Origin of the sequence: Streptomyces sp. Ncost-T10-10d (assembly GCF_900091955.1) — a bacterium.
GTDB lineage: Bacteria > Actinomycetota > Actinomycetes > Streptomycetales > Streptomycetaceae > Streptomyces.
Genome location: NZ_FMDF01000120.1, coordinates 104,655 through 112,092, shown reverse-complemented (window position 1 = coordinate 112,092; position 7,438 = coordinate 104,655). Strand labels below are relative to the sequence as shown.

Here is a 7,438-nt window from a genome sequence, read left to right as displayed (position 1 = left end):
CGGCCTCGCGCCGCTGTGGAAGTACGTTGAAGCTCCTATAGATCGTCAAGCCCGTGGGCGGGGTCCATAGGTTGCGTTCGTGGCTCAGTTTGATGAGGTCAAGGCGACGTTCTGGGGCGAGGTCCGGTACGGGGTTGAGCCACCGTTGACCGACGCGGTCGTTCAGGTGGCCGAGCGTCAGCTCGGTGTCTGTCTGCCGACTTCGTTGCTGGAGATCCTGCGGGTCCAGAACGGCGGTGTGGTGGCGGGGCTGTGGAACGCGTTCCTGACCGATGTGCCGACGTCGTGGAGCAAGGATCATGTTCCGCTCGACGACATGATGGGCATCGGCCGTGACAACGGCCAGTTGTCCTTGCTGGACACGGCCTACTTGGTCGAGGAGTGGGGTCTTCCGTCTCCTCTGGTTCTGCTGTCCGGTGATGGTCACTGTTGGATCGCTCTCGACTATCGGGCATGCGGGAAGCGCGGGGAGCCGTCCGTGACGTGTTCGACGTAGACGACAGCACGGAGCTCTCGCTGGCCGCGGACTTCAAGGCGTTCGTCGAGCGTCTGACTGCGGCCGAGTCACTCGATTCCGATGACGCGGACGGTGGTCGGTCGGCATCATGATCTGGCTCTGGCCGGGCCTGTCGTGTTCAGGGTGTTGGTGCTCATGAGGTGCCTGTAGATCTCGCGGGCGACGAACCTCTTGAGACACCGCATGATGTCCTTGGTGGACATGCCCTCGGCGGTGCGTCTGGTGACGTAGTCCCGTGTTCGTTGGTCGTGCCGCATGCGGACCAGGACGATGGTGTAGAGGGCACTGTTGGCATGTCGGTCTCCGCCGCGGTTGATGCGGTGGCGGTTTGTGCGGCCGGACGAGGCCGGGACCGGGGCCGCGGCGCACAGGTGGGCGAAGGATGCTTCGGATCTGAGCCGGTCGGGGTTGTCACCCGCGGTGATCAGTAGCTGGCCGGCCGTCTCGGTCCCCACTCCGGGCAGGGCAACGAGACTGGGTGCCGCCCGGGTCACGAGGGGAGCAAGGTCCGCGTCGGCCTCTTTGATCTCCTGCTGAAGGGCCTGGTAGCGCCGGGCCAGGCGGCGAAGTGCCGTCTTGGCCGCGCAAGCCGGGTCCGCGAGGTCGCCAGCCGGCCGGGTACGGGCGAGAGTGTCGATCAGCAGGCCGGTGGGCAGCCCACGCAGCTTGTCTCGCAGGGCGGAGGGAGCGGTGACCATGAGCGCGCGGATCTGGTTGATGGTCTGCGTCCTGGCCTTGATCGCGCTCTTGCGGACCACGCGCAGAGCACGGATCGCTTCCACGATCCCGTCCCGACTCTTCGGAGTTCCGCTCGCCCGGCCGGACAGGACTGCGGTGGCCGCCGCATAGGCGTCGATCGGATCGGACTTGCCGTGGGCCCGCCTGGCCCTTCGGTCTGGCCGGTCGACCTCGACGACCGTGATGCCGCTGGCTGTCAGGAACCGGGCGAGTTCGGCGCCGTAGGCTCCGGTGCCCTCCATCCCGACCGCGATGACCTCGCCCTGGGAGTGGAGCCAGGCCAGCAGTTGCTCGTATCCGGCTGAGTTCGTTGCGAACGACTGCGTGTCCAGGTGACGGCCGACCGAGTCGATCACTGCGGCCTGGTGGACGTCCGTATGGGTGTCGATTCCGCCGATCACCGCTATCTCGGGCGCTGTCATGCTCGGCTCTGCCGTCCTTCCGTCTGAGGCGTGTGAACAGCGCGTGCTGCCCGGGCAGACGGACAAGACAGTGAAGAGGCTGGTGGCCAAGCTCCTATGAGGTCACGGACACCCGCGAGCACACGCGGTGGCATCCCCCGAAGGCCGACGATTCAACGCACAGACAGCCGAAGCGTCAGTCAGACCCAGAGTCAGGCCCCCGAGGAATGCCGAGTACATCCTCACTGTCAGACCCATGGGGGATGCTGGGGGGTCCGACACCTCTGACCGGGAGATGCTGAGATGCGCAATGACGAACTCGCCGCGGCCCAGGCGTATGTCCGACTGCTGGAGGCCACTCGGGCCGCGCTCGCGGAACCTGACGAGGGCCCCTTGTACATGCCATTGCTCGCCTCGCCGATCGCGGAGGCCGATGGCGCGCTGGAGCGTGCGGGACTCTGCGGCAACGAGTCCCGGTTCTTCGATCTCGTGCGCTCGCTTCAGCCAAGCATGTCCGGCAGCGGTCGCTGAACGGATCTGCTGAACGGCACCGCATTGCGGTGTTCTCCATCGCCGGGCGGACCGGATCGAAAGTCCCGCCCCGTCCGGCGGTCGGCGGTCGGCGGTCACAGCCGTCCGTCGTCGCGCTGTCGCTCTTCACCTCGTCGCTCCGATGCGCCACCATGCTCTGAACGAGTCAGCGGGCAGTGGGCTCTGAGGACCACCCCGAGCGCACTCTATGTCTGTCGGCCCGAACCCAATCGCTCGTCCGGTGGTCAACCCTCTCTGCGAGTGCACCCGCCCCACCTATGGGGTGAATTGATTCAAGCCAGGAAGAGAACGCACCTGGCTGCTTGACTGGAAGCTCGCGGCAGTCCTAGCGTACGGCCAGATGAAACGATTCATATCGTCCGAACGACCAGCGGTCGCTGGATGACTCCGCTTGCGAGGTGTTCATGTCTGATGTGTCGGCCGTCAAGACAGCTCTGAAGTCTCAGGTGATCGAGACACCGTCGTGGGGGTACGGGAACTCCGGGACGCGGTTCAAGGTGTTCGCACAGCCAGGAGTACCGCGCGACCCGTTCGAGAAACTGGAGGACGCGGCGCAGGTGAACGCGTTCACGGGTGTGGCACCGAAGGTTTCGTTGCATATTCCGTGGGACAAGGTCGAGGACTACTCAGCGCTGACCCGGCACGCCGAGGATCTCGGGCTGCGGATCGGTGCGATCAACTCCAACGTCTTCCAGGACGACGACTTCAAGTTGGGATCGGTCACACACCCTGACCCGAAGGTGCGCCGCAAGGCCACGGACCATCTGCTGGAGTGCGTCGACATCATGGACGAGACCGGGTCCCTGGATCTCAAGCTCTGGTTCTCCGACGGCACGAACTATCCCGGGCAGGACGACATCGTGGCCCGTCAGGACCGGCTCGCCGAGGCGCTGGCCGAGGTGTACGAGCGGCTGGGCGACGACCAGCGGATGCTGCTGGAGTACAAGCTGTTCGAGCCGGCGTTCTACACGACCGATGTGCCGGACTGGGGTACGGCGTACGCGCACTGTCTGAATCTCGGCCCGAGGGCTCAGGTGGTCGTGGACACCGGGCACCACGCACCGGGCACCAACATCGAGTTCATCGTGGCGTTCCTGTTGCGTGCGGGAAAGCTCGGCGCGTTCGACTTCAACTCCCGGTTCTACGCGGACGACGATCTGATGGTCGGAGCCGCCGACCCGTTCCAGTTGTTCCGGATCATGCACGAGGTGGTCAAGAACGGCGGCATGAAGCCCGAGACGAACGTCAACTTCATGCTCGACCAGTGCCACAACATCGAGGCGAAGATCCCTGCCGTGATCCGGTCGGTCGCCAATGTGCAGGAAGCGACCGCCAAGGCATTGCTGATCGACATGAACGCGCTGAGCGCCGCGCAGCAGTCCGGCGATGTGCTGGCCGCGAACGCTGTCCTGATGGATGCATACAACACCGATGTCCGTCCGCTGCTCGCCGAGGTGCGTGATGAGATCGGGCTGGCCAGGGACCCGTTCGCCGCATACCTGGCCTCAGGCAATCAGGTGCGGATCGCGGCCACCCGGGTCGGTGGCGAACAGGCCGGCTGGGGCGCCTGAGCCCCCGTCCCTTCCCCGTACACCCGTCCGACCGATTCAGCCCGGCCCCCGACACCGAAGGAATCTCATGACGTCCGCGACCCATGCCGAAGTGGCCGCGCTCCTGGAGCGCGCCCACCGGATCGGCTCCGACGCCCGCAACACCAACTACGCAGGTGGCAATGCATCGGTCAAGGCCACCGCCACCGACCCGGTCACCGGCGGCGAGACCGAGCTGCTGTGGGTCAAGGGATCCGGTGGTGATCTCGGCACGCTGACCGAGGCCGGTCTCGCCGTGCTGCGCCTGGACCGGGTGCGCGCGCTCAAGAACGTGTATCCGGGGATGGAGCGCGAGGACGAGATGGTGTCGGCCTTCGACTACTGCCTGCACGGCAGGGGCGGCGCCGCTCCGTCCATCGACACGGCGATGCACGCACTGGTCGAGGCCGCGCATGTCGATCATCTGCATCCGGACTCGGGGATCGCGCTGGCGTGCTCCGCCGACGGTGAGAAGCTCACGGCGGAGTGTTTCGGCGCCAAGGTGGCCTGGGTTGGCTGGCGCAGGCCCGGGTTCCAGCTCGGTCTGGACATCGCCGCGGTCAAGGAGGCCAACCCACAGGCCGTCGGCGTGATCCTCGGCGGCCATGGCATCACGGCCTGGGGCGAGACGTCCGAGGAGTGCGAGCACAACGCGCTCTGGATGATCCGTACCGCCGAGACATTCCTTCAGGAGCAGGGCAGGACGGAGCCGTTCGGCCCCGTGTGGAGGGGTCGGGAGCCCCTCGCCGAGGAGCAGCGCCGGGGGCGGGCCGCCGCGCTCGCCCCGCTGATCCGCGGTCTGGCCTCAACCGACCGTCCGCAGGTGGGCCACTTCACTGACGCGGAGCCGGTGCTGGACTTCCTCTCCCGCACCGAACACCCCCGGCTCGCCTCGCTCGGCACCTCGTGCCCCGACCATTTCCTCCGTACGAAGGTCAGCCCACTGGTCCTCGACCTGCCCGCGGACTCCCCGCTGGACGAGGCTGCGGCACGCCTGAAGGAACTGCACACGGAGTACCGGGAGGCGTATCGCGCGTACTACGAGAGTCACGCGACCCCCGGCTCCCCCGCGATGCGCGGCGCGGACCCTGCAATCGTGCTGGTGCCCGGTGTCGGCATGTTCTCCTTCGGCAAGGACAAGCAGACTGCCCGGGTCGCCGGGGAGTTCTACCTCAATGCCATCAATGTGATGCGCGGCGCCGAGGCCGTCTCCTCGTACGCGCCGATCGAGGAGTCCGAGAAGTTCCGGATCGAGTACTGGGAACTGGAGGAGGCCAAGCTGCGCCGGATGCCTGAGCCCAAGCCACTGGCCACCCGGGTGGCGCTGGTCACAGGTGCGGGGTCCGGTATCGGCAAGGCCATCGCGCACCGGCTGGTCGCGGAGGGGGCGTGTGTCGTCGTTGCGGACGTGAATGCGGAGAGCGCCTCCTCGGTGGCGCAAGAGCTCGGCGGGCCCGACAAAGCTGTCGCGGTGACGGTCGACGTGACCAGTGAGGAACAGATCGCCGGGGCGTTCAAGGCGGCAGTGCTCGCGTTCGGCGGCGTGGATCTCATCGTGAACAATGCCGGGATCTCGATCTCGAAGCCGCTGCTCGAAACCACGGCCCGGGACTGGGATCTTCAGCACGACATCATGGCGCGCGGCTCGTTCCTGGTCTCGCGTGAGGCAGCACGGGTGATGCGGGCGCAGAACCTCGGCGGCGACATCGTCTACATCGCGTCGAAGAACGCGGTTTTCGCGGGCCCGAACAACATCGCCTACTCGGCGACCAAGGCCGATCAGGCTCACCAGGTGCGGCTGCTGGCGGCCGAGTTGGGTGAGCACGGGATCCGGGTGAACGGCATCAACCCCGACGGTGTGGTGCGCGGCTCGGGGATCTTCGCGGCCGGCTGGGGTGCCCAGCGTGCGGCGACGTACGGCATCGAGGAGAAGAAGCTCGGCGAGTTCTACGCCCAGCGGACCCTCCTCAAGCGCGAAGTGCTCCCGGAGCACGTCGCGAACGCCGTCTTCGCACTGACCGGCGGGGACCTCACGCACACGACCGGTCTTCACATTCCCGTCGACGCCGGTGTGGCGGCGGCGTTTCTGCGATGACCCGGATGAGAGTCCCATGTCTGTGACGTCACCGAGCGACGCGGTATTCGCGGCCGTGGACCTCGGTGCCACCAGCGGCCGGGTGATCACCGGCCGGGCCGGTTCCGGAAGGCTCGTGCTGACCGAGGTGCACCGCTTCCCCAATACCCCGGTCCGGCTGCCGGACGGGCTGCGGTGGGACGTGCTCGCCCTGTACCAAGGGATGCTGGACGGTCTGCGGACCGCCACGCGCAGCGGTCCGATCGCCTCGGTCGGCATCGATACCTGGGCGGTCGACTACGGCCTTCTCGATGCCGACGGGGCGCTGCTCGGGCTGCCGTTCCACTACCGCGACAGCCGTAACGGCCAGGCAGCCGAACAAGTGCTGGCCGAATGCGGGGCGCAGGAGCTCTACTCCGTCAGCGGCTTGCAGCATCTGCCGTTCAATACGGTGTTCCAGCTCGCCGCGCATCAGGCGAGTGCCCACCGGGGTGCGGCACGGACGATGTTGTTGATCCCCGATCTGCTGGTGCACTGGCTGACCGGAACGGTGGGCGCAGAAATCACCAACGCGTCAACGACCGGCCTCTTCGATGCATCTGCCGGGACCTGGTCCGATGCGCTGATCGGCCGACTGGGTCTGGAGCGCTCCTGGTTTCCGCCACTGCGTGATCCGGGTGACCCGGCGGGGACGCTGTTGCCGCATGTGACCGAGTACACCGGGCTGCCGGCCGGTACACCGGTGACGACCGTCGCTTCGCACGACACGGCGTCGGCGGTCGCCTCGGTGCCCGCCGTCGGGCCCGGATTCGCGTATGTGTCCTGTGGCACCTGGTCGTTGGCAGGTCTGGAACTGGTGGCCCCGGTACTCACGGAGGAGTCCCGGGCGGCAAACTTCACCAATGAGCGCGGGGTCGACGGCACCATCCGCTATCTCCGCAACATCATGGGCATGTGGCTGCTGGAGGAGTGCCGCCGTGCCTGGGACCGGCGGGGTACGGCTCCGGGCCTGGCCGAACTGCTCGCAGGGGCGGCCCGTGCCCGGCCGTTCGCCGCGTTGATCGACCCCGACGACGAGACGTTCCTCGCTCCGGGTGACATGCCGTCGCGCATGGACGCCCATCTCGTACGGACCGGACAGAAACCGCCCGACACTCCCGGCGGGTATGTTCGGTGTGTGCTGGAGAGCCTGGCGCTGGCGCATCGCAGGACACTGCGGCAGGCCGCCGCCCTTGCGGGGCAGGAGCTGACCCGGATCCATCTCGTCGGCGGGGGTTCACGCAACGAGCTGTTGTGCCAATGGACCGCGGATGCCACCGGCCTCCCGGTCACGGCCGGTCCCGCCGAGGCGACCGCGCTCGGGAACGTCCTGCTGCAGGCACGCGCCCATGGTCTGGTCGGCGATCTCATGGACATGCGACGACTCGTCGCGCAGACGCAGGAATTGCGCCACTACACCCCTCAGGGGGATCAACAGGCCTGGGACCGGGCTGCCGCAAGGCTGGAGCCGGCCTGAGTCCTGGACACCTCGACCGGGCGCCCGGGCCTCTCCGCGGAGGCCCGGGTA

Annotated in this window: 7 protein-coding genes; 6 read left to right on the top strand and 1 reads right to left on the bottom strand. The window is 67.2% G+C overall.

All coding sequences use genetic code 11. The features are described from left to right. Positions 1–79 precede the first annotated feature (79 nt). Positions 80–496: an SMI1/KNR4 family protein gene (locus GA0115254_RS19820; protein WP_218105562.1), complete on the top strand. Its 417-nt coding sequence runs from the start codon at positions 80–82 to the stop codon at positions 494–496. After that, complete coding sequence (locus GA0115254_RS46250; protein ID WP_256102688.1) at positions 484–609, top strand: hypothetical protein; 126 nt, start codon at positions 484–486, stop codon at positions 607–609. Before GA0115254_RS19820 ends, GA0115254_RS46250 begins: the two co-directional genes overlap by 13 nt. Here GA0115254_RS46250 and GA0115254_RS19815 read toward each other — a convergent pair. After that, complete coding sequence (locus GA0115254_RS19815) at positions 604–1,677, bottom strand: IS110 family RNA-guided transposase (protein ID WP_093896618.1); 1,074 nt, start codon at positions 1,675–1,677, stop codon at positions 604–606. The genes GA0115254_RS46250 and GA0115254_RS19815 overlap by 6 nt on opposite strands. A gap of 282 nt (positions 1,678–1,959) precedes the next feature. On the opposite strand from GA0115254_RS19815, the gene GA0115254_RS19810 reads away from it, so the two are divergent. The 4 genes from GA0115254_RS19810 to GA0115254_RS19795 all read left to right on the top strand — a co-directional run bounded on the left by GA0115254_RS19810 (position 1,960) and on the right by GA0115254_RS19795 (position 7,387). Continuing rightward, positions 1,960–2,187 carry a hypothetical protein gene (locus GA0115254_RS19810; protein WP_093896617.1) on the top strand — a complete coding sequence of 76 codons (228 nt, stop codon included), beginning with the start codon at positions 1,960–1,962 and terminating at the stop codon, positions 2,185–2,187. A gap of 425 nt (positions 2,188–2,612) precedes the next feature. After that, a complete protein-coding gene (gene rhaI / locus GA0115254_RS19805) occupies positions 2,613–3,779 on the top strand; it encodes an L-rhamnose isomerase (protein WP_093896626.1) in 1,167 nt (388 codons plus the stop codon). Between the two features lie 67 nt (positions 3,780–3,846). Beyond that, a complete protein-coding gene (locus GA0115254_RS19800; protein ID WP_093896616.1) occupies positions 3,847–5,892 on the top strand; it encodes a bifunctional aldolase/short-chain dehydrogenase in 2,046 nt (681 codons plus the stop codon). A 16-nt stretch (positions 5,893–5,908) separates the two neighbouring features. After that, positions 5,909–7,387, top strand: a complete 1,479-nt coding sequence (locus GA0115254_RS19795) for a rhamnulokinase (RefSeq protein ID WP_093896615.1) — start codon at positions 5,909–5,911, stop codon at positions 7,385–7,387. Positions 7,388–7,438 lie beyond the last annotated feature (51 nt).